Annotated in this window: 20 protein-coding genes; all 20 read left to right on the forward strand. The window is 52.4% G+C overall.

The features are described 5' to 3' along the window. On the forward strand, positions 1–881 hold an 881-nt coding region (locus ACFFK0_RS10815; protein WP_377470180.1), incomplete at its 5' end, for a sensor histidine kinase. Further along, positions 874–2,496 (forward strand): response regulator transcription factor, encoded by a 1,623-nt coding sequence (locus ACFFK0_RS10820; RefSeq protein WP_377470181.1) that lies wholly within the window; start codon positions 874–876, stop codon positions 2,494–2,496. The genes ACFFK0_RS10815 and ACFFK0_RS10820, both read left to right, overlap by 8 nt. Positions 2,497–2,595: 99 nt before the next feature. After that, a complete protein-coding gene (locus ACFFK0_RS10825) occupies positions 2,596–3,039 on the forward strand; it encodes a GNAT family N-acetyltransferase (RefSeq protein ID WP_377470182.1) in 444 nt (147 codons plus the stop codon). Positions 3,040–3,210: 171 nt separating this feature from the next. Then, positions 3,211–5,304: a LuxR C-terminal-related transcriptional regulator gene (locus tag ACFFK0_RS10830; RefSeq protein ID WP_377470183.1), complete on the forward strand. Its 2,094-nt coding sequence runs from the start codon at positions 3,211–3,213 to the stop codon at positions 5,302–5,304. 69 nt (positions 5,305–5,373) lie between these two features. Continuing rightward, positions 5,374–6,141 carry an MBL fold metallo-hydrolase gene (locus ACFFK0_RS10835; protein ID WP_377470184.1) on the forward strand — a complete coding sequence of 256 codons (768 nt, stop codon included), beginning with the start codon at positions 5,374–5,376 and terminating at the stop codon, positions 6,139–6,141. Positions 6,142–6,185: 44 nt separating this feature from the next. Further along, complete coding sequence (locus ACFFK0_RS10840; protein ID WP_377470185.1) at positions 6,186–6,734, forward strand: hypothetical protein; 549 nt, start codon at positions 6,186–6,188, stop codon at positions 6,732–6,734. Further along, positions 6,728–7,375, forward strand: a complete 648-nt coding sequence (locus ACFFK0_RS10845) for an HAD family hydrolase (protein ID WP_377470186.1) — start codon at positions 6,728–6,730, stop codon at positions 7,373–7,375. The genes ACFFK0_RS10840 and ACFFK0_RS10845 overlap by 7 nt, the downstream gene beginning before the upstream one ends. A gap of 68 nt (positions 7,376–7,443) precedes the next feature. Further along, the gene (locus ACFFK0_RS10850) at positions 7,444–7,965 is read left to right on the forward strand and encodes a GNAT family N-acetyltransferase (RefSeq protein WP_377470187.1); all 522 of its coding nucleotides are present in this window, start codon (positions 7,444–7,446) and stop codon (positions 7,963–7,965) included. 7 nt (positions 7,966–7,972) lie between these two features. Beyond that, on the forward strand, positions 7,973–8,815 hold the full coding sequence (locus tag ACFFK0_RS10855; protein WP_377470188.1) for a hypothetical protein: 843 nt from the start codon (positions 7,973–7,975) through the stop codon (positions 8,813–8,815). Positions 8,816–9,045: 230 nt separating this feature from the next. Next, positions 9,046–9,762 (forward strand): lactate utilization iron-sulfur protein LutA, encoded by a 717-nt coding sequence (lutA, locus tag ACFFK0_RS10860; RefSeq protein ID WP_377470189.1) that lies wholly within the window; start codon positions 9,046–9,048, stop codon positions 9,760–9,762. Between the two features lie 14 nt (positions 9,763–9,776). Beyond that, a complete protein-coding gene (locus tag ACFFK0_RS10865) occupies positions 9,777–11,198 on the forward strand; it encodes a LutB/LldF family L-lactate oxidation iron-sulfur protein (protein WP_377470191.1) in 1,422 nt (473 codons plus the stop codon). Positions 11,199–11,200: 2 nt separating this feature from the next. After that, complete coding sequence (locus ACFFK0_RS10870; protein ID WP_377470192.1) at positions 11,201–11,911, forward strand: LutC/YkgG family protein; 711 nt, start codon at positions 11,201–11,203, stop codon at positions 11,909–11,911. A gap of 153 nt (positions 11,912–12,064) precedes the next feature. Then, complete coding sequence (locus ACFFK0_RS10875) at positions 12,065–12,613, forward strand: phosphotransferase-like protein (protein WP_377470193.1); 549 nt, start codon at positions 12,065–12,067, stop codon at positions 12,611–12,613. Between the two features lie 65 nt (positions 12,614–12,678). Next, positions 12,679–13,662: a formylglycine-generating enzyme family protein gene (locus tag ACFFK0_RS10880; protein ID WP_377470194.1), complete on the forward strand. Its 984-nt coding sequence runs from the start codon at positions 12,679–12,681 to the stop codon at positions 13,660–13,662. Between the two features lie 213 nt (positions 13,663–13,875). Then, positions 13,876–14,865, forward strand: a complete 990-nt coding sequence (locus ACFFK0_RS10885) for a LacI family DNA-binding transcriptional regulator (RefSeq protein WP_377470195.1) — start codon at positions 13,876–13,878, stop codon at positions 14,863–14,865. Beyond that, positions 14,862–15,764, forward strand: coding sequence for a carbohydrate ABC transporter permease (locus ACFFK0_RS10890; RefSeq protein WP_377470197.1), 903 nt, complete (start codon positions 14,862–14,864; stop codon positions 15,762–15,764). The genes ACFFK0_RS10885 and ACFFK0_RS10890 overlap by 4 nt, the downstream gene beginning before the upstream one ends. A 13-nt stretch (positions 15,765–15,777) precedes the next feature. Then, complete coding sequence (locus ACFFK0_RS10895; protein ID WP_377470198.1) at positions 15,778–16,602, forward strand: carbohydrate ABC transporter permease; 825 nt, start codon at positions 15,778–15,780, stop codon at positions 16,600–16,602. A 40-nt stretch (positions 16,603–16,642) separates the two neighbouring features. After that, positions 16,643–18,118 (forward strand): ABC transporter substrate-binding protein, encoded by a 1,476-nt coding sequence (locus tag ACFFK0_RS10900; protein WP_377470199.1) that lies wholly within the window; start codon positions 16,643–16,645, stop codon positions 18,116–18,118. Positions 18,119–18,147: 29 nt separating this feature from the next. Next, positions 18,148–19,494, forward strand: coding sequence for a sulfatase family protein (locus ACFFK0_RS10905; RefSeq protein WP_377470200.1), 1,347 nt, complete (start codon positions 18,148–18,150; stop codon positions 19,492–19,494). 347 nt (positions 19,495–19,841) lie between these two features. Then, a complete protein-coding gene (gene argH / locus ACFFK0_RS10910; RefSeq protein ID WP_377470202.1) occupies positions 19,842–21,326 on the forward strand; it encodes an argininosuccinate lyase in 1,485 nt (494 codons plus the stop codon). The last annotated feature ends 5 nt before the right edge of the window (positions 21,327–21,331 follow it).

A 21,331-nucleotide genomic window follows, 5' to 3' on the forward strand; every position in this document is an offset into this window, starting at 1 on the left:
TTCTTCAGGAAGTATGCCTTGTTTCAGCCTCAAAAGCCCCCTTAACTCCGAGAGTCTATTTTATTCATAAACCGCTGTTAACGCTGGTGAAGAGCTTTCGGCGCATGGAAGGCGGAGATCTTGACTTTGCCGTCGAACACGAATCCAAAGACGAGTTCGGCTATTTATATGGACGATTTAATCAGATGGTCGCCAATCTGCGTTCGTTGATCGATCAAGTATACAGGCACAAAATCATGACCCAGCGGGCCGAGCTGAAACAGCTTCAATCCCAAATTAATCCCCATTTCCTATACAACAGCTTCTTTATTCTGAACACGATGGCGAAGACGGGGGATGTCGAACGGATTGAGGAATTCACGACCATGCTTGGCGAGTATTTCCGGTTCGTGACCCGGAACGCTTCGGACGAAGTATCGCTGAAGCAAGAAATTCACCACGCCCGGATGTACACGGAGATTCAGGAGCTTCGCTTTGCCCGGCGCATCCGTGTGCAGTTCGATTCCCTTCCGCAGGAAATGGAACAGATCGCGGTCCCCCGCTTGATCGTCCAGCCTATTATTGAAAACGCCTTCGAGCACAGCTTGGAGAAAATGAAACGTAACGGATGGATTGTCATTCGCTTCGAGAGCGAAGAGACGGAAATCCGTATCGTCGTGGAGGATAACGGTGCTAGCTTGACGGATGAGACGTTGCAGAGCATAGCGTACACCTTGGATAGCGGTGATGACCATACGGAGACGACAGCTTTGGTGAATATTCACCGACGCATGAAGATTACGTTCGGCGAAGATTACGGATTGCGGGTAAGCCGAAGCGAGCTCGGGGGGCTGAAGGTCATTCTTTCATTTCCCTTTACAGGTGGTGTTGTCTGTGATTAGACTGCTGATCGTCGATGATGAGGAAATTATTACGGAAGGACTCTTTGAAGTACTCAAGCAATTGAACCTCGGTCTTGATTTGTACAAAGCGTATTCCGGAGAAGAAGCACTTGAGCTGATGAATCGGACAAGAGTGGATATCGTGCTCTCCGATATACGGATGCCCGGTATGGATGGCTTAGAGCTCATGACCAACATACGGAGTCATTGGCCGCATTGCAAAATCGTGTTTTTAACCGGGTATAACGACTTTGATTATATATATCAGGCGATCCAAACACCGGGGGTTCGCTATCTCCTTAAAAGTGAGGGATACGATAAGATTATCAAGGCAGTAACCGGTGCCATTACGGAGCTGGAAAACAGCTTGAAGTTCCACAATTTGGTTAATCAATCCAGAGAAAAGCTAACTACGCTCGAAACGCTCGCCCAAGGCAACTATTTCCGGTATTTGCTGCAGGGGGAGCGAGCCGCGGAGCAGCTGGAGCGCGATTTCCGCCATTTGGGCATTGCGCTTGATCCAACGCTTCCCGTGCTTGTCGCGATCGGTAACCTGCAGCGTACGAACGGCATGCATCAGTCGTATGCCGAAAGTCAGGAGTATGCGCTCGCCGTTAAATTTTTGGCGGAGTCATTCCTGACGGAACGGACACAAAGTCTTGGCGTCATCGACCGCTATGGCGATCTGGTCTGGCTCATCCAACCGCAGCCAGGCCATGGAATGGATGCCGGCGACGCCTATCCCCGAGCGGTAACGTTCCTGGAAGGACAATTCGAGCTGATCCAGCAAGCTTCCAAAGATTCTTTGGGCCTGACGTTTGCCATCACGCTCTGCGCCGAACCTTGCGAGTGGAATCAGCTTTCCGCTGTTTACGACCGAATCCGCAGCCAGCAGCACATGCGGGCAGGCGACGGAGCACTGATGGTACAGACGGTCAATATGGAAACGATTGAGACAGCGGCCCTTTCACGATCGCTGAGGGAAAAGGCGGAGGCTTTGGCCGTCCATCTGGAAGGCGGAAGGAAAGAAGGATTTCTTGTTGTGCTGGAGGAGCTGGCCGCGCTCACTTTCGACGATCATCGAAATCGGTCCCCCTTTCTCCTGGAGCTCTATTATACAATCGCACTCTTGCTGCTATCCTACATCAATCGCTGGGAGCTGCATGATAAGGTCGGGACAAAAGGACTCATGCAAAGAGACATGCATGCCTCCTGGACAGAAAGCTTCGATTATTTGAAACAGATTGCGGAGTCGTTGTTCGAGCTCCGTTCGTGCGGTGAAAAAAACAGGGCGGCCGCAGCGATCGGGAAGATCCGTTCCTTTATTGAGGCACATATCGGCGAGGATTTGTCTCTCGTGCGTCTAGCCGGTGTGATCCATTTCAATCCCTCTTATTTGTCGCGGCTGTTCAAGCAGGAATGCGGCGTCAATCTATCCGATTATATCGATGAAGTGCGGATGGAGAAAGCCAAAGAATTGCTGAAACAAGACGAACTGAAGATTGCGGAGGTAGGCGCACGGCTGGGGTATGAAACCCACCATTCATTTACTCGATTTTTCAAAAAATTAACCGGGTTGACACCGCTTGAATATCGGGAAAGCTTAAGGAAATAGGAAGAATGTAACATTTTTCAAAAAGTATCCGAAAGAGTACTTTTTCTCCAATTTCATGTGTGATACCATTTCAGTAGGTGCAGTAAGGAGGCTACGATTGTGGTTCATTCTATCCGTCTTTATCAAGAAGAAGACCAGTCAGCTCTAGTGGAAATCTGGTATCACGCTGTATTGCAAACCCATACATTTTTAAAAGAAGAAGATTTCAATTTTTATTACCAATTGGTCCGGGGCGGCGCCTTGAACGAGGTCGAAAAGTGGATTTATTGCGATAACGAGAAGCGCCCGTTAGGGTTCATCGGGGTGGATGGCAGCAAGGTTGAAATGCTATTCGTCAGTCCGGGCCACCATGGACGAGGAATTGGTACTCGCTTGCTCCGGCACGCACAACAAGTGAAGGGGCTGCATCTCCAAGTTGACGTGAATGAGCAGAATGAACAAGCAGTCCGCTTCTACACCCGATATGGTTTCGCTCCGGAAGGACGTTCTGCAGTGGATGCTTCGGGGCGGCCTTATCCTTTAATCCATATGGCTATCAAATAGAAGCAGGGTGTTCTATAAAAGAATAAACGACGTGAAAAGGCGAGCGTATCTCTTGTCAACGGAGAGCGTTCGCCTTCAAGTGCATGCGGGATATTCGTATCGCTGCACCGGTTTGAAGGTAATCGCAGAGCTTACATTGCTCAGGTCTTCGTATGAAATTTGGTTGGTGAGATGATGGATCAAGATTGTAAGCAAAGCCTAGTCGAGCGAGAGCTCCGCTTTATCGTCGGTCGTGAGCGGGAACTTGACAGCTTTGAGAAAATGCTTCGTACTATGCAGCAGGACAGCACACTCAGACTGCTTCATCTTTACGGTACCGGCGGGGTAGGCAAAAGCACTTTTTTACGTTTGTGCCGGCAAAAAGCGCAGCAATCCGGAGCCCGGTACTTTCAACTGGACAGCCGGGATTTTAACCATTCCGAGCGCGGGTTTGGCATGGCTCTGCTGCCTCAGTTGGGTGTGAATCCCCAGCCTGTTTGCGATCCGATCCGGTTGTCCGTAGACCAATTGGCCCGGCACGCGGATAATAACGAATGCCCTATTGTCCTGGCAATCGATACATTTGAAGAGATGCAGGATATGGAAAACTGGCTGCGGGACCGCTTCATCCCGATGCTTCCGCCTCGAATGCTGATTCTCACAGCGGGTCGGCACCCGCTAAGAGGAGGATGGCTGCTTTCGCCGGTTTGGCGGGAACGGACTCAACAGCTGCCGCTAACCGAGCTTCACCATGAGGCGTGCACCGAATATCTCACCATGTGCGGTATTACGGACGAGCTGCTCAAAGAAAAAATATGGCGCCGCACCAATGGCCATCCGTTGGCCATGTCGTTAGCCGCTGCATCATATGCGCAAATGCCGCATGCCAATGCTCTCGATGCGTCGGATTGGTTTGATCAGCTGGCTTCCTTATGGCTGCAAGAGGTACGGGATCGGGAGCTCATTCGTTTTATCGAAGCGGCATCGGTCATGCGGGTATTTGATCAAGAGAAGCTTTCCTCCATTATGAAGGAAGAGCTTTCCCCGGACCTGTTCGATCGTCTTGTGGCCTTATCGTTCGTTCGGCGTACGGAGCGGGGATGGCAAATGCACGATCAGATGCGCGAGTCGATGCTTGTCCGATTGAAAGCACGAATGCCCAAGCGGTATCGGGATCTCATGACGAGCTGCGCGCTTTATTATGCGAAGGCCATTCTCGAGAGCGCCGACCGAAGTACAATGGATTGGGAAGTCGGCGAATTGTTCCGTTATGCGGATGTCGATGTTCTGCGTGCGCTCACTTCGGATGATGATCGCCGTTATTATTGGGAAGCGGTGACGGAAACGACGCTTCGCGATGCGACGGCTTACGCCCAATGGCGGGAGAGCAACACGGATCCGGTGTCGGGAATCCATGTCGACCCGATTACGGGGAAGTCCTTTCGTATCGAATATACGGCGGAGCAAGTAAGGTTCAACGCGGCGCCTTTGGACTTGGAGGTGCTGTACAAGCTTGAGCCTATGTCGCTTAGGCTGCTTCGGGATGAAGAGGACAAAGCTTGCGCTCTTGCCATATGTATCCCGATTCACGCAGGTACGATGACCTGGCTGCAGACGGATCCGCTCTTCACGCCTTATCTGCATACGCTAACGGAAACAGAGCGGTGCCTGTTAGCAGCGCCGAGTGAGCGTCCGGCTGGCTGGTTCCTTCGCTCTATAGACTTTGCCGATATTCTGAATCCGATGATTCGGACAGCGGGGATCCGCCTTATATATTCTTACTTATGCAGGGGAGGCATCTTGGTTACGACGCCGTACGACAGCGAGATCGGCCGTCAGTCGTATACCGCCTTTGGCTTTAGCCCGGTCGAAGGAGCTACTCACTGCCATCACGACGGCCGGACCCCATCGCCGACCTACGTGCTCGATACAAGAGGCGACAAGCTCCCTGAATTTATCAACCGGTTATTTCAACGCACAGGGATGGAATTGAAGCTGGAAGGCTATTCGAATAGCCTTCCTCACTCCGGCGAGCCGCTTTCGCTCACGCTCTTGAGTAACCGCGAACGCGAGGTAGCGCTGGAAGCTGCAGCCGGTTATTCCAACGTAGAAATTTCCGAACGGTTATATATTAGCGAATCTACGGTCAAGAAACATCTGAAATCGATTTACATCAAGCTTGAAATTCGCAACCGCTCGCAATTAACGGCAAAATTAATGAGTAAGCGCGGAATCGTACCCGAAAGAATACCTTCTGTTTGGAACGAATACCCGAAAGGGCCATAGTCAGCTTTCTTCTGCTCGCTTACGATAAGAGTTGTGCACGAAAAAGCGCTTGGTAAAGGAGAACAACGTATGGCGGACGTATATGCATTGGAAATTTCACTTACTCATGAAGGAGGGCATCAACATATTTATCCGGTGTTAATCAAAGACGATCAAGACACGGTTCTCGTAGATTGCGGTTATCCGCATTTTATCATTCAGCTGCAAGAGGCGGCAGAGCGTTACGGCTGTAAGCTGGACGCTGTAAATAAAATGATCGTGACCCATCACGATATTGACCATATGGGTTGTCTTGCCGCTTTCAAACGAGCTTATCCGCATATCGAGATCATCGCTCATGAGCTGGAAATCCCTTATATAAGCGGCTTGAAAAAGTCGCTGCGCCTTGAACAAGCGGAATCCACGCTTAGCCAGATGCCGGACGAGGCGAAGGCTCATGCCGAGCAATTCATTGCAATGCTTCGCTCGATCGAACCGGCTGCCGTCGATAAAGCGGTGACCCATGCCGAGCGGCTCCCATGGTGCGGAGGAATTGAAATCATTCACACCCCCGGTCATATGCCAGGTCACATTTCGCTCTATCTGTCGTCCAGTAAAACCTTGATCGCCGGAGATGTTGTCGTTATTGAGGACGGAAGACTGGAGATTGCCAACCCCCAATACACCCTGGATATGGAAGAAGCCGTACGGTCGGTCCGCTTGCTCCTTGAATACGATATCGATCGGCTGATTTGCTATCATGGAGGGCTGTTCGAAGGAAATATCCGGGAAGCGCTTGGGGAGCTCATCGTTCGTTATGCGAGTCAGAAATCAATTATAGAAAAGGAACTGCATTAAAGTTGAGTATACGAACAGTGATACGTTTTTTAGCTGTATGCAGCATGATCGGCGGTTTTTTCAGGGCTGTGATGACGCCATTCGCTCTATTTCTGGGCCTGAACAGCATCCCGGAGCTGGTTACAGGTGTGCTAGGAACGATGTTTATGGGGATCGGCATGTTCGGGCTTTACTTTCTGCACATCCGCCAAGCCGGGAAGCTTGGATTCGCGGCCTTTGCCATTCATTCTTTTGCCAGCTTTCTGCTGATGGCGCTCGTATTCGAATCGCTAACCTTCCGGGTGTACGAGCCCGCAATGCTGGACTCCCCGACGCCGCCGCTGCCGATCGCAATTGCGGGGATGACGTCTATGCCTCTGTTAATTCTTAGCATGATCCTGTTTCCGCTCTGTATCTTTCGGACGAATATATTTTCCAGGTTTCCCGCTGTACTGCTGCTTGCCACGCCGGTTCTGAATTTTATTCCGGCCGTATCCGATTTTGGACCGTTGCTATGGGGAGCTGCTTTTATCCTATTCGGCTCCGAGGCATGGAAACAGGCAGGTCAAATAACGCCATATAGGGGTAGCGAAGGAGCTGAACAGGTATGCTGAAATTGATCATCTTCGATCTGGACGGTACGATCGGCAATACATTGCCTCTTTGCATTGCCGCTTTCAAAAGGTCCATAGAGCCGCTTGCCGGCAGATCGTTAAGCAATCAGGAAATTATCGATACTTTCGGTCCATCCGAAGAAGGTACCGTCAATGCTCTGATCCCGGACAAATATGAGCAAGGAATTGCGGCTTACCTCGACCATTACCGCGAGCTGCATGGCATGTGTGCGGAACCGTTCGACGGAATTGTAGATATTCTTGATTTCGCAAAAAATAATGAGATACGGCTAGCTATGGTGACAGGGAAGGGAGAACACAGCACAAAGATTACTCTCGAAGTCTTTGGCATCGAAGCCTATTTCGATGCGATCGAGACCGGTTCGCCTTACGGTCCTCGAAAAGTAAACGGGATCAGGAGTGTAGTCGAACAGTTGGGAGTACTGCCTTCCGAAAGCGTATATATCGGCGATGCGCCAAGCGATATTTTGGCATCCAGAGAAGTTGGGGTACCGGTCCTATCGGCGGCTTGGGCGGAAACGGCTGAACTGGAGCAGCTAAAATCCTTGAAGCCCGATCGGATATTTACCTCCGTAGAGGAACTTAAAAAGTATGTACAGCAGGCCTGTGCCAAACCGTAAAATCAGGAAGAGCGCTGCCGCGGCACGATTGCACACAAATAAATTTGGTCATGATTGGGGCGATGTAAATGAATGGAATTGAAACAGACAGGCTTCGAATAAGGGAATATACAACAGAGGATCTTCCTTCGCTGCATACCCTGCTATCTGACCGGGAAACGATGAGCTTCTGGCCAAAACCATTTGATGATCAGCAATGTGAAAATTGGATGATTCATAGAGCCATAGAGAACTACCCAACCGGGTTTGGCAGATTTGCGATTGAACTGAAGGAAACCGGAACATTCATTGGGGATGCGGGACTTCTCAGCCTCGAGATCGATGGAGTGTTGGAAAACGACTTAGGCTATATCATTCATTCGCGATATTGGGGGCGCGGCTTTGGATATGAAGCGGCGGAAGCCGTCATGAAATATGGTTTCGAGCAGCTGAACTTACAACGGATATGCGCCAATATGCCCGCGAGCCATACAGCTTCAAGAAAAGTGGCTGAAAAGCTGGGCATGAAACTGGAGAAACAATTCTCGAATTCTAAAAATCGCGGCATATTGACGTGTCTGTTTGTAAAAGAGAAGGTCGAGAGGATTTAAACAAAGAATGAAAATAGCACCATTTTATATTATGCTGCCCGCTATCCTCTTAGGGATGCTTGCCATGATAGCTCATGGCGTAACATCACTGATTTGGTCACAAAATATATCGATTTGGCTGATAACCACGATGATATGTGCAGTGTATATCATACGCTCCAAGAAATCAGGTCTGCAAACAAGCATAAGCCAGATATGCATGGTAATCGTTCTGTTGCTATTTACTTTTTGGACCAGCGACTTGGAAGGCGTACATCGATGGGTGTCAGTTGGCCCAATAAATATACATGTCGCAAGCTTACTATTGCCTTTACTGATCATAAATCTCTATATACTTGCGGTTAACAAGCAAGAGCTTCTATTTATGGCGGTTACCATGATTACCATATTTCTATTGTTGCTCCAACCGGATGCAAGTCAAGTTAGTGCTTTTGGATGTGCAGCTGCCGCGCTTATGCTGAGAACATGCAAACTTCGTAAAGGGATGATACTTACTCTAGCCTTAATCATTACGGCGATCGTGCTTGCATGGATGAACCTTGATCATCTCGGTCCCGTCTCCTACGTAGAAGATATATTGGATTTGGTTGCGGATATGGGGGTAATCTGGCTAGTACTCGGAGTTGCTGCTCAAATTTTATTGTTATATCCGTTTGCCAAATATGCTAAAGAAAGCCCTGTCTTCTTTGCGATAGGAGTTTATTATCTTATTACGCTGATAAGCACCTTTTTCGGACACTTCCCAATGCCAATCATGGGGTATGGAATTTCTCCAATTATCGGTTATTCCATTGCGATTGCCTGGATATACAAAAATAAAGAGAATATTGGGGTCATTCGAGTTTTATAAGAGCGAAACGGTGAAGGGGGGAAACCCTCTTCTTTTTTCTGTATTAGAAGCAGCGTCGGCGTTATTTCTGAAAGAAAAGATTGTAAACGGAACAAAGTGGCTTTTACGAAAAGAGAAAAACAGGTATAATCATCTGGAGAGATTTTTATTGATATCGTTGATTCATCAAGTTGTCAGATAACCTGATCACATGATATGAAGGTAGAGCCGAAAGTGAGGAGAGTTATTTTATGAGAGTATCGTTATTTGTTACTTGTTTAGTCGACATGTTCCAGACCAATGTCGGAAAATCCACCGTGGAATTGCTGGAACGCTTAGGCTGCGAAGTCGAATTTCCGGAATCCCAGGTATGCTGCGGACAGCCCGCCTACAACAGCGGATATGTCAAAGACACGATCGACGTCGCCAAAAATATGATCCGCACTTTTGAACATGCCGAATATGTAGTAACTCCCTCCGGTTCCTGTGCGACCATGTTCGTTGAGTATCCTCATCTATTTGAGGGAGATCCGGAATGGAAGAAGCGCGCTGAAGCCTTGGCCAATAAAACCTATGAACTCACGCAATTCATCGTCGAAGTGCTTAAAGTAACCGATGTAGGGGCCAAATTGCCCGGAAAAGCGACGTACCATACTTCTTGTCATATGACCCGTTTGTTGGGCGTCAAGGATGCTCCTTTTGCTCTGCTGAATCAAGTGAAAGGTTTAGAGGTTGTACCGCTTCCCAATGCCCAAAACTGCTGCGGCTTCGGAGGCACGTTCTCTGTGAAGATGACCCCGATCTCCGAGCAAATGGTGGATGAGAAAGTGGAATGTGTGATGAAGACGGATGCCGACTATTTGATCGGCGCGGACTGCGGATGCCTGCTGAATATCGGCGGTCGATCGGAACGGCTCGGGAAGAACGTGAAAGTCATGCATATTGCCGAAGTCCTGAACAGCAGATAAGGAGAATGTAAACCATGTCCATGAAAACAAGTGAAAAGAAGTTTAAAGAACGGATGGATGACGGGATTCATGACGAGGTGATGCGCCGCTCGGTATCGTCCGCACAAGAGCGGCTTTTTACGCGGAAATTGACGGCAGCCGAAGAGCTTGGTAACTGGGAGCAGTGGCGCGACCTCGGCGAACAGATCCGTCAGCATACGCTAGAGAACCTGGATTATTATTTGATGCAGCTCAGCGATAATGTTGCCAAGCGAGGAGGCCATGTCTTTTTCGCCAAGACGAAAGAGGAAGCCGCGCAATATATTCAGGAAGTTGCGGAACGAAAGCAAGCGAAGAAGGTCGTGAAATCGAAATCGATGGTCACGGAAGAAATCAATATGAATCAGGCGCTGGAAGCGATCGGCTGTGAGGTTGTGGAAAGCGATCTTGGCGAATATATTCTTCAGATCGATGATCATGACCCGCCTTCACACATTGTTGCTCCTGCACTTCATAAGAATAAGGAACAAATCCGTGACGTATTTAAGGAAAAGCTGGGGTACGGGAAAACCGAGGATCCTTATGAAATGACGAAGTTTGTTCGTAACATCTTGCGCGAGAAATTCATGGAGGCGGAGATCGGGGTTACGGGCTGCAATTTCGCGGTGGCGAATACGGGTTCGCTTTGCTTGGTGACCAATGAAGGGAACGCGGATCTTGTCATGGCGATTCCGAAAACCCAGATTGCCGTTATGGGAATGGAACGTCTCGTGCCTACAATGGAAGAGCTGGATGTTCTGGTCGGTCTGTTGTGCCGCAGTGCGGTAGGCCAGAAACTGACCAGTTATATTACGGTTGCCGGTCCTATCGCCGAAGGAGAAGGAGATGGGCCGGAGGAGTTTCATTTAGTCATCGTGGACAATGGCCGGTCCGAGATCCTGGGATCGGAGTTCAGATCCGTTCTGCAATGCATTCGCTGCGCGGCATGCATTAACGTCTGTCCGGTTTATCGCCATATCGGAGGACATTCGTATGGTTCCATTTATCCGGGTCCTATTGGTGCGGTATTAACTCCGCTCCTGGGCGGCTATGACGATTATAAAGAGCTGCCGTATGCCTCGAGCTTATGCGGAGCGTGTACGGAGGCTTGCCCGGTAAAAATTCCGCTTCATAATTTGCTGCTCAAGCATCGCCAAGTGATTGTAGAAAAAGAAGGCCGTGCGCCTTTAGCGGAAAAATTGGCGATGAAAATGTTTAGTATGGGCGCGTCTTCCGCGGCCATGTACCGCATGGGCTCCAAGCTTGCACCTTCGGCACTGAGTCCCTTTACATCGGGCGACCGCGTCTCCAAAGGGGTAGGACCCTTGAAAAACTGGACGGAAATTCGGGAGTTCCCCGCACCGAGTAAAGAAAGATTCCGGGATTGGTTTAAAAATCATAACCAAGGGGGAGAGTAATCATGCCGGGGACAATCCAGAATAGAGATTCCTTTCTAAACGATATAGCAAGCAAGCTTGGGCGTGAACGGAAGACAAGCGGTGTCACGCGCCCCGAATGGAAGCATGACGTCAACTGGGACGTCCTTGCGAACTGCAGCAGCGATGAACTTGTGGAAGTGTTTAAGCAGCACTGTAACAAGATTCATACGACGGTTATTGAAACCTCTAAAGCCCAATTGTCCGAAGTTCTCAAGCAGCTTGTTGCCGATAATGGCGGCGGGCCGGTTATTGCTTCTCAAGATCCGCGATTTGAAGAATATGGCTTAACAGCGCTGCTTCAGCAGGAATGGCCGGAAGAAAATATTGATGTTTATCAATGGGATGCAGCGAAGAAGGAAGAGAACTTTCACATTGCGGAAAAGGCCAATTTCGGCATTGTATTTAGCGATTATACGCTGGCGGAATCCGGAACGATCGTGGTTAAGACCCGGGAAGGACAGGGGCGTGCGCTTCATTTCTTGCCAACCATCTATGTAGCGATAATCCCGCGGGAGACGATTGTGCCTCGTATCACTCAGGCAGTCCATGACATGAATAAGCAGGTTGAGTTGGGGAATGCAGTTCCCTCATGCATAAACTTTATTTCGGGACCGAGTAATTCCGCGGATATCGAAATGAATCTCGTCGTAGGAGTTCATGGGCCGCTAAAAGCGTTTTACCTTATTGTTTAATAGCTAATCGCGATTACAGAGGCATGCTTTCCTTGTCGGAGGGCATGTCTTTGTGCCGTTCGGTTGAAAAAACGAATGTATCCAAACTTTACAGCCATGAGTTAACGTTCAGGAGCTACAATAGGAGAAAAAGCTGAAAGAGGAGATGTTTCGATGCGCGCGGACCACAGGGGAATCGTTTTGATCACCGGAATTATGGCCAGCGGAAAGTCGACGGTGGCGCAGCTGCTTTCCGAACGGTTCAAGCAGTCAGTCCACATCCGGGGGGATCTGTTTCGGAGAATGATCGTCAACAACAGGAAGGAGGTACGGCCGGAAGCGGAACAGGAGGAGCTGGATCAGCTTCGTCTCCGGTATCGGTTAGCCGCACATTGTGCGGATGCTTACTGCGAAGCAGGCTTCACCGTCGTTGTTCAGGACGTTGTGATAGGCCCGATGTTGAACGATTTTATTGCCGCAGTTCATCAACGCCCTCTGTATGTCGTGGTCCTTTGTCCCCGTCCGTCTGTTGTCGATTCCAGGGAAGCTTCCCGCCCTAAGAAAGGGTACGGCATCTGGACTGTCGAAGGCTTGGACAGCGTGCTGCGAAACGAGACGCCCCGAATCGGGATGTGGCTGGACTCATCGGAGTTAACTCCGGAAGAAACCGTCCACCGCATCTGGACGGAAATGCAGGAGAAGGCGCTGATCGAATCGATGTAAAGACGAAAGCGCACGGTTCTTGTATACTAAGAAGCAATATCAGATTGAAATAAGGTGGAGTACAGATGGATAGGATCGACAAACCGTGCTGTGCAGCGAGAAGAACTGCAGCCGAACAAACAGCCGTGCAGCGGCAGCTCCCATTGGCGATGCGCAGTAAAGATCCGCTTGAAGGCATGGTATATATCCCCGGCGGGACGTTCCTGATGGGCACCGATGATGAGGAGGGCTTTCCGAATGACGGGGAGGGCCCGGTCCACCAAGTGACCTTACAGCCCTTCTATATCGATCCTTGTGCCGTCACGAACCGCGAATTTGCCGCATTCGTCGAGGAAACCGGGTACAAGACGGATGCGGAAACGTACGGCTGGTCGTTCGTGTTCCATCTGTTCGTCTCTTCGTCCGTTGGGGAGCGGGTGACTTCCGTCGTGGAAGGGTCTCCCTGGTGGTGGAACGTGGAAGGGGCGTACTGGAAGCAGCCGGAGGGCCCGGATTCTCATCTCGACGGAAGGATGGATCACCCGGTCGTTCATGTCTCGTGGAACGACGCGGCGGCGTACTGCCGATGGGCGGGCAAACGCCTGCTTACGGAAGCCGAATGGGAATTTGCCGCGCGCGGTGGGCTTGTGCAGAAACGGTATCCATGGGGCGATCTGTTGAAGCCGGACGGCGAGCACCGCTGCAACATTTGGCAGGGCAAGTTTCCGGTGAAAAACAGCTTGAGCGACGGCTACGCCGGTACGGCTCCCGTCCGCACCTATGAACCGAATGGGTTCGGTCTGTACAATATGTCGGGGAACGTGTGGGAGTGGTGCGCCGACTGGTTCTCGAAGACCTATTACGCCGAATCGCCGGAGAGCGACCCGAAGGGCCCGAGCGCAGGGCAGTCGCGGGTCATGCGGGGCGGCTCGTATTTGTGCCATAAGTCGTACTGCAATCGGTATCGGGTCGCGGCGCGAAGCTCCAATACCCCGGACAGCTCCACCGGGAACATCGGGTTCCGCTGTGCCGCGGACGTTCCGTCCGAACGATCGACGCCTGAAAAATAAAGGTTGACGGCTTCAGTCGGACTTGCTACAATAAATCCAATTAAACAGCTAGGAATTAAGGCATTATCGAATAGCCTTGTTGACCGGCCAACCGGAGACACGCGAAGCAATCAGCGCGTAGTCTCCTTTTTTTTATGTCTTTTTCGGTACTGTACCGGAAAAGTTTCGAAGAAGGGGGAGGCATGAGCCGATTTCAGGAAAGGAGGCATGGCGGTGAATATACGCAAAATCGCCGAGCTGTGCGGCGTCTCCGTCTCGACGGTATCGCGCATCTTGAACAACAAGCCCGACGTCAACGCCGAAACAAGAAACAAAGTTATTCGGCTGATGAACGAGCATGGATTTCAGCCGACAATCGTGGCGAACCGTCAGGACACGATTGGGGTCATTACGCCGACGATTTCATTCCCGGAATATATGGGCGAATTGATGAACGGCATGATGGAAACCGCTTATTCGCTCGATATGCTTCTGACGCTGATTCCTTATGCGGGCAAAGCGCTGAATGAGACGAACGACCTTGCCCACTTTTGCCGTTCGAACGGGCTGAAGGGGCTGCTCGTCATCAATCCCCCGCTGAATTCGCAGCTGCCGGAAGCGCTTGTCCGAAACCGGATTCCGCACACGATATTGGCGGCCTCTTATCCGCATACCGAGGTGTCGTGGGTCGATATCGACAATGCGGGCGGCAGCCGGGCTGCGGTGGAGCACCTCATCGCACTCGGTCACCGGCGTATCGCGCTGTTTCACGCTCCTATTCTTCACCCGTGCGATGTAGACCGGGTACAAGGCTACAATAATGCGTTGAAGGATGCGGGAATTGCGCCTAACCCTGCCTTGGTATACGAATTGGACGCGGAGGCGGACCGGCTTCATGAAACGCTAAAGAAGGTATGGAAGGAAGAGCGGCCGACAGCGATGTTCTGCACGACTTACCGGGGGACGCTTGCGGTCAGCTCCGAGCTGCAGCGCTTGGGGATTAAGGTTCCTGACGATGTGTCCGTCGCGGGCTTCGGAGATTACGCGGTGTCGCCGCTGATGAATCCTCCGATGACGACGGTTCATCAGCCGATCTCCGGCATCGGGAAAGCGGCGGTGCAGCAATTCGAGCGGCTGCTGCAGCGGGAGTCATACGAGCCGGTCCAGACGGTGCTGCCGGCCCGGCTCATCGTACGCGATTCCACGAAGGAGGTGAAGATATGAGCAGTAACCCGCTGCTTCGCAAAATATGGAAATCTAAGCATGCCTATTTGTTTCTGCTGCCGGTGTTCGCTGTGCTGGGTACTTTTAAGTACGGGCCGTTTCTGGTTGCGCTGCAGAAATCGCTCTTCGAGTGGAATGGAGCGAATATCGACCGGTTCGTCGGTATCGCCAATTTCGTAAGGGTCGCCGGCGATGCATCCTTCCTCGGCTCGATCCGCAATGTGGGGATCCTGGCCGGGGGCGCACTTGTCGCGCATTTGACGTTTCCATTGCTGGCGGCGCTGCTTGTGTTCCATATTCGACGGAAGCGGCTTGCGGAATGGGCCCGCGTGCTGTTCATCCTGCCGCTTATCGTTCCGTCCATCGTCGTTATCAAGATTTGGACATGGATTTACGCCGGGCAGAACGGCTTGCTCAACGCGCTGTTGAAGCTGCTCGGGCTGGGCGGCCTCACGCACAGCTGGCTGGGAGAGAGCGCGACATCGATCTGGGCGCTCGTCTTCTACAACTTCCCGTGGATCGGCGGCATTTATTTTCTGATCTATTTGGCCGGACTGATGACGATTCCGTCGGAGCTGTTCGAAAGCGGCAGCCTCGACGGGATGAACGTATGGCAGCGGCTCGTTCACCTGGAGCTGCCGCTGATTCGCAGCCAAGTCCGGCTTGTCGTAATGCTCGTGCTGATCGGCCAGCTGCAAAATTTCGAGCTGCCGCTCATCCTGACCGGCGGCGGTCCGGGCGAATCGTCGCTGACGCCGGCGCTCTACTTGTACGACCGGGCGTTCACGTTCAACGAGATGGGCTATGCGTCGGCCCTAGGCATCGTGCTGTTCGCCGCTATTTTGCTGCTGACGATATTCGTCCAGAAGGCGCTCAAGCCGACGGAGACGATGGATTAAGGAGGGAAGCCTTATGGCAAGCAAAATTACGCTCAAGGGAACGGTTCATTACGCGGTGCTGGCGCTTCTGCTGCTGGCAACGGTTTATCCCTTCTACATGACAATTATCAATTCATTTAAGCACCGGATGGACTTTCTGCGAAATTTCTGGGGGCTGCCGCAGCAATATTTTCTCGATAACTATGTCACTGCGGGCGGATACTTGCTGCCGTATATGGCGAATTCGGCGATCGTCACGGTCGGGATCGTACTAGTTGTACTCCTCCTGTCGTCCATGGCGGCCTTCTCCTTCGCTGTATATGATTTTCCGGGCAAGGGCTGGCTGTACGTGCTTGTGATTATGCTGATGATGATTCCCGGGTTCCTGCTGCTCGTGCCGCAATTCGTGCTGGTGAAGTCGCTTGGCCTGCTCAACACCTTTGCCGGACAAATACTGCCGCCGGCGGCCGTCGGCTCCTCGATGGGGACGATGCTGATCCGGGAGTTTCTCGCCGGCTTGCCGAAGGGGCTGTTTGAATCGGCGGAGCTTGACGGAGCGGGCCCGTGGAGAGTGTTCGCCAATATGGCGATGCCGCTGGCCAAGCCGATTATGTCCGTCGTCGGAATCCTTTCCGCCATTAACGGCTGGAACAATTACATCTGGCCGCTGGTTATCATTTCGGATGAGAGATTCAAACCGGTCATTCTCGTGCTTGGCAAAATATCGGGCACGGTGGAGCAGGGAGTTTCCCTGCAGCTCGCCGGTTACGTGATCGCCTCGATTCCATTCCTGATCTTGTTTCTGTTTGCCACGAAACCGTTCATCGCGGGATTAACCTCCGGCTCCATGAAGGGGTAACGGAGAACCAACATACATCGTAAAGAGGAGAGAATACGACATGAACAAGAGCAAGTTCCGATCCGCGCTGGCTATCGCATCCGGCGTCGCTGTCCTGCTGGCGGGCTGCGCCCCCGGCGCAGCGCCAGGCAGTTCGCCTTCCGCCTCGACATCCGCATCGGGGGACCCCAACGGCGCGCAGGCCGGCAAGAAAGTCGTCATTGCGTTTGCAACGAGCAAGAACAAGCTGGAAGAAGACAATAAGGTGTACGAGAAGCTTATCCAAGACTATAACGCGAAGCCGGAGGGCAAGGCGGAGATCAGGCTGACGCTCGCCAACTGGGGCGATAACGGCACCGATCAGCGCACCTGGGTGACGACACAGCTGACCGGCAACAACGCGCCGGATTTGTTCCAGTCGAAATATTTATGGTCACAGGAGGATTTCGGCAAGGGACTGGTCGTGGACGTAACCGACTACCTGTCAAAGCCGAACCCGTATTCCGAAGGCGCCGTATGGCGCAGCACGCTGTCCGACACGATCCTCAAGAACATGTATGTACCCGGTACGGAGAAGCTGGCGGGGATCCCGACGTATTCCGGTACGATCCGGCTGTTCTACAACAAAGATTTATTCGCGAAAGCGGGCGTCACGACGCTGCCGGAGACCTGGAAAGACTTCATCGCCGTACAGGAGAAAATCCAAGCCGCCGGAATTACGCCGATGGCTGTCGGATTCGCCAAGCAGGGCGGCGACCGTCCGAACTGGATCACGCGGTACTTGTCCGACCAGACCGTCGAGCAGCTCGTTCCGCAAATGGATCTGGACAAAAATAATCTGATCGGCTCGAACGAAATCGTCGCTGCAATCGACGCGGGAACGATCGATTTTACGAAGGAGCCTTGGAAGAGCGTATTCCCAATCCTGAAGGATTGGTCGCGCTTCTGGCCGAAGGGCTTTAACGGCATCACCGTCGACGACGCGAACGATATGTTTATCCGTGGCGATGCGGCGATGACGCTCAACACGCCGGATTTCACCAAGCAGCTGCAGGGCATGAACGTCGGCGTTATCCGCGTGCCGTATTTGACGAAGGAGACGCACCCGATGGCGGAGGGCAAATACTACGAGGTCGCTTCGGGCAACCCGGACGGCGTGTACGTCATGCCGAAGACGCTGGCCCCGGAGAAGCAGGAGGCGGCGATCGATTTCCTGATGTATATGACGTCGCCGCCGGTGCAGGAGCAGATTGCGGAAAAAATTTATCGCGTCTCCGTACTCAAGTCGGCTAAATTTCCGGACAATATTAAGCAGTTCCTGGCCGTCAACGAGCCGTTCAAGATGAACCTGTTCGGTCCGGCTTTCAGCAAAAATTTATACGATACGTTCGGCAAGGACGGACAGCTTTATTTGGACGGCAGCCTGCCATTGGATGCGTTCCTCGCGAAAATGAACCAGGTGGCGAAGCAGGAAGCGGCGTCGCTGAAAGCGTCGCAGGGCTGGAACGAGCAGAACGGCTACGGCACGAAAAAATAACCGCCCTTAAGGGCGTCTGAGGTGATGTTATGACGACAGAACAGCGACCGAATGTCATCGTATTCTTTACCGATCAACAGCGCTGGGATACAACGGGCGTTCACGGCAACCCGCTGGGCCTTACGCCGAACTTCGACCGGATGGCGCTGGAGGGAACGCATGCGTCCCATTCCTTCACATGCCAGCCGGTGTGCGGACCGGCTCGCTCGTGCCTGCAAACCGGCAAATATGCGACGACAACAGGATGCTACCGGAACGGGATTCCGCTGCCGGATGATCATAAGACGCTGGCGCATTATTTTGCCGAGGCAGGGTATAAGACGGGATATATCGGCAAGTGGCACCTGGCCGGGGAAGAGCCGGTCCCGGCGGAGCAGCGGGGCGGCTACGATTACTGGCTCGCATCCAATCTGCTCGAATTCACCTCGGATTCGTACGACACGGTCATGTACAACGGCGATAATGAGGCGGTGAAGCTGCCGGGCTACCGCGTCGATGCGATGACGGATGCGGCCATCCGATATATCGACCGCCATCGGAACGATCCGTTCTTTCTCTTCCTGTCATACATTGAGCCGCATCACCAGAATCATCTTGATAACTACCCGGCACCATATGGCTATGAAGGGATGTATACCGGCAAATGGTCGCCGCCCGATCTGGCGGCGCTCGTCGGCAGCGCTCCGCAGCACCTCGGCGGTTATTACGGCATGGTCAAGCGGCTCGACGAGGCGCTTGGCCGGCTGATGGACGCCGTACGCAGCTTGAAGCTGTCGGACAACACGATCATCATGTTCACGTCGGACCACGGCTGTCACTTCAAAACCCGTAACAGCGAATACAAGCGCTCCTGCCACGACAGCTCGCTGCGGGTACCGACCGCATTCATCGGACCGGGCTTCACGGGGGGAGGCAGATTGCAGCGGCTCGTCTCGCTGATCGACCTGCCGCCGACGCTGCTGGATGCGGCCGGGATTCCGGTGCCGGCATCGATGGAAGGACATTCGCTGCTGCCGGCGGTCCGCAAGGAGAAAGAAGACCGGCCAGACGACGTGTTCGTGCAGATCAGCGAGACACAGGTCGGCCGAGCCCTGCGTACACCGCGCTGGAAGTACAGCGTATCGGCGCCGGAGAAGCACGGCTGGGACGATTCGGCATCCGCTACGTATACGGAGGAATTCCTCTACGACCTCGAGGCCGATCCTTACGAGCTGACCAATCTGATTGGGCTTGATGCGTACGAAGTTGTCGTCAGGAAGCTGCGCGAAAGGCTGGTGGAGCGTATTCGCAGCGTAGAGGGCTATGCGCCTGCAATCGTTCCCGCCGAGTCCAAAGGCTCCTTCCAGCGCAGGGTCGCGATACGAGAAGCGAATTGATAACGGCGGGGACTTTGATGGGTTTCGCCGCATAGGAGTGCCATGATACAAGGAACGGAGGCCAAGTGCCTCCGGTTTTTTTCATTAGCGAGTACACGTTCCCCAGCTTAGCACGAGGGTTCGAATTGATATTGTTGATCGTGATATAGAATTATTCTATTAGCAAATCGGTTGACGATCCAGAACAAGGATGATATAGTCGCTCTATATAGAAATCCTTACTAAACAAATAGGAATTTACGCAATTACACACAGCGTCTACTGGTTAACTGGAGACAAGATTTCACCGAAGTGTTGTTGAGCGCGGTGAAGCTCTTGTCTTTTTTTTGTAGAAAGGGATGAATTCGATGACGTCAACCGCCGGCAAGAGCGAAGTTTACGGCCGAATCGTGCTGGAGCCGGCTTATCGGCAAGCGCAGGCTCATCTGTTAGATCCGATGATCGCGATCCATAAGGCCCACCTCATCATGCTGCGCAGACAAGGCTTGATCGGGGAGCTTGATGCGAATAAATTGGCTGAGGCATTGCTTGCCGTTGATCGCGAGCACTATCGAAAGGGCGCTTATACGGGAGAATTCGAGGATCTCTTCTTCGAGATGGAGCACGAGCTTCTCTCTTCTGCCGGCGATGCGGCTGGGAATCTGCATATCGGTCGAAGCCGCAACGATATGGGAATCGCTTTGTACCGGATGGTGCTTCGGGAGAAAATATTGCAGACGATCGATTCCGCTTTAGGGTTGTATCGATCCTTACTGACTTTTGCCGCCGAACATGTGGACACGATCTATATTGCGCTTACCCATACTCAGCAGGCCCAGCCTACGACGATCGCCCACTATGCGTCGGCTGTAGCGTACTTCATCGAAAGGGATATCAAACGATTGCAAAGCTCCTATGACAGCTGCAATGTGAGCAGTCTCGGGGCTGCGGCATTAACGACGTCGGGCTACCCGCTCGATAGGGAATTTGTTGCGAGGCTGCTCGGCTTTTCCGGGATTATCGAGAATTCGTACGATGCCGTCAGCGGAGCCGATTATGCGGGGGAGGCGGCGGCGGCGGCCCAGATCGCCGCCGTGAACGCGGGGAGATTCGTCCAGGATCTGCTTCAGTGGTGTACGCAGGAGTTCGGTGTTCTGTGCTTAGCGGATGATTTTGTACAAATTAGTTCCATTATGCCGCAGAAGCGAAATCCCGTTGCACTCGAGCATGCCCGGTCGCTTCTTTCGTCATGTAAAGGCAATGCCCAAACCGTGTTTGCGATGATTCACAATACCCCATATGGGGATATCGTGGATACGGAGGACGATATGCAGCCTTATGTCTGGAAGAGTCTCGAGACGCTAGAAGCCGTCTATCGCTTGCTGGCAGCTATTATTGCTTCGGCGTCGGTTGACCGAGAAGCTTTGTCTCGGCGGGCGAAGACAAGCTTTGCCACGGTAACGGAGCTTGCGGATACGTTAGTGCGGACAGAAGGGCTATCTTTCCGCAAGGCCCACGAGGTGACGAGTAAAGTCGCGGCGCTTGGCGCCAAGGAAGCCAAGTCCGTACAGGACATCACGCTGCGCGAGGTAAACGATGCAGCGCTTGAGACCGTCGGACGAAAGCTTCAATTAACCGATGAACAGCTTGAGCGTGCGCTGGACCCGGAGCATTTCGTACGCATTCGCTCGCTTCCCGGCGGTCCTAGTCCGAGGGAAGTCGGCCGGGCGCTTGCGGATCAGGAACAGAGGCGGCAGACGCTTCAACAATGGCACGATGAGAGGCTGGGCACGATTCGCAACGCGGCGATGCAGCTGGATCATATTTTGGCATCATGGCTGGCAATGGCATAGCCGAG

The organism is Paenibacillus chartarius (assembly GCF_042432825.1).
Taxonomy (GTDB): domain Bacteria; phylum Bacillota; class Bacilli; order Paenibacillales; family NBRC-103111; genus Gordoniibacillus; species Gordoniibacillus chartarius.

What these genes read in the sequence shown, in the direction of transcription:
- ACFFK0_RS10895 (WP_377470198.1), top strand. Translation starts at nt 15,778, where the DNA reads ATGGCAAGCAAAATTACGCTCAAGGGAACGGTTCATTACGCGGTGCTG.
- ACFFK0_RS10830 (WP_377470183.1), top strand. Translation starts at nt 3,211, where the DNA reads ATGATGGATCAAGATTGTAAGCAAAGCCTAGTCGAGCGAGAGCTCCGC.
- ACFFK0_RS10890 (WP_377470197.1), top strand. Translation starts at nt 14,862, where the DNA reads ATGAGCAGTAACCCGCTGCTTCGCAAAATATGGAAATCTAAGCATGCC.
- ACFFK0_RS10840 (WP_377470185.1), top strand. Translation starts at nt 6,186, where the DNA reads ATGATCGGCGGTTTTTTCAGGGCTGTGATGACGCCATTCGCTCTATTT.
- lutA (WP_377470189.1), top strand. Translation starts at nt 9,046, where the DNA reads ATGAGAGTATCGTTATTTGTTACTTGTTTAGTCGACATGTTCCAGACC.
- ACFFK0_RS10850 (WP_377470187.1), top strand. Translation starts at nt 7,444, where the DNA reads ATGAATGGAATTGAAACAGACAGGCTTCGAATAAGGGAATATACAACA.
- ACFFK0_RS10880 (WP_377470194.1), top strand. Translation starts at nt 12,679, where the DNA reads ATGGATAGGATCGACAAACCGTGCTGTGCAGCGAGAAGAACTGCAGCC.
- ACFFK0_RS10905 (WP_377470200.1), top strand. Translation starts at nt 18,148, where the DNA reads ATGACGACAGAACAGCGACCGAATGTCATCGTATTCTTTACCGATCAA.
- ACFFK0_RS10870 (WP_377470192.1), top strand. Translation starts at nt 11,201, where the DNA reads ATGCCGGGGACAATCCAGAATAGAGATTCCTTTCTAAACGATATAGCA.
- ACFFK0_RS10855 (WP_377470188.1), top strand. Translation starts at nt 7,973, where the DNA reads ATGAAAATAGCACCATTTTATATTATGCTGCCCGCTATCCTCTTAGGG.
- ACFFK0_RS10900 (WP_377470199.1), top strand. Translation starts at nt 16,643, where the DNA reads ATGAACAAGAGCAAGTTCCGATCCGCGCTGGCTATCGCATCCGGCGTC.
- ACFFK0_RS10845 (WP_377470186.1), top strand. Translation starts at nt 6,728, where the DNA reads ATGCTGAAATTGATCATCTTCGATCTGGACGGTACGATCGGCAATACA.
- ACFFK0_RS10835 (WP_377470184.1), top strand. Translation starts at nt 5,374, where the DNA reads ATGGCGGACGTATATGCATTGGAAATTTCACTTACTCATGAAGGAGGG.
- ACFFK0_RS10865 (WP_377470191.1), top strand. Translation starts at nt 9,777, where the DNA reads ATGTCCATGAAAACAAGTGAAAAGAAGTTTAAAGAACGGATGGATGAC.
- argH (WP_377470202.1), top strand. Translation starts at nt 19,842, where the DNA reads ATGACGTCAACCGCCGGCAAGAGCGAAGTTTACGGCCGAATCGTGCTG.
- ACFFK0_RS10875 (WP_377470193.1), top strand. Translation starts at nt 12,065, where the DNA reads ATGCGCGCGGACCACAGGGGAATCGTTTTGATCACCGGAATTATGGCC.